The organism is Streptomyces sp. SID14478 (assembly GCF_010548525.1).
GTDB lineage: Bacteria > Actinomycetota > Actinomycetes > Streptomycetales > Streptomycetaceae > Streptomyces.
In genome coordinates this window covers 1-435 of record NZ_JAAGMG010000541.1, presented here as the reverse complement: position 1 = coordinate 435, position 435 = coordinate 1, and the positions used below count along the sequence as shown (strand labels likewise).

Below are 435 nucleotides of genomic sequence, written 5' to 3'. Positions count from 1 at the left end.
GGCGCACGGCCGGGACCTGGCGGACTTCACGGGCGGGGCGCAGCCGGTCGCGGACGCGTTCGCGAAGGCGTCCCCGGCGCCGCCGCCCTCCGTGTTCCGCTGACGGGTGTTCCGCTGACGGGCCGGGTCAGTACGTGGCGACCTCGACCGACGGCTTGTGGTCGTGCCACGTACAGAACACCGACACCTTCTGATCGCCGGACGTGAACTCCACGCGGATCCACGTCGGTTGCTTCCACACCTGGACGCCCCAGCCGGCGCTCGGCGTCGCGGACACCAGGGTCGCCGACGTCTGGCCGAGGTCGAAGACGGCGCGGCCGCCGGTCGTCGGATAACTCTTCACGGTCCCGGAAGACGTGCCGGCGGGGGCCGACGTGCCCGGCCGGGGCGAGGCCGACGGCGTCCGGCCGCCCGGCGGGGTGGACGACGCCGCCG

Annotated in this window: 2 pseudogenes; one reads left to right on the top strand and one right to left on the bottom strand. The window is 74.7% G+C overall.

Features of this window, described 5'->3' with window-relative positions:
• A pseudogene (locus G3I40_RS48145) lies at positions 1 to 103 on the top strand (spermine synthase); the annotation flags it as partial.
• Positions 104 to 127: 24 nt separating this feature from the next.
• Here the strand turns inward: G3I40_RS48145 and G3I40_RS17575 are convergent.
• A pseudogene (locus G3I40_RS17575) lies at positions 128 to 435 on the bottom strand (hypothetical protein); the annotation flags it as partial.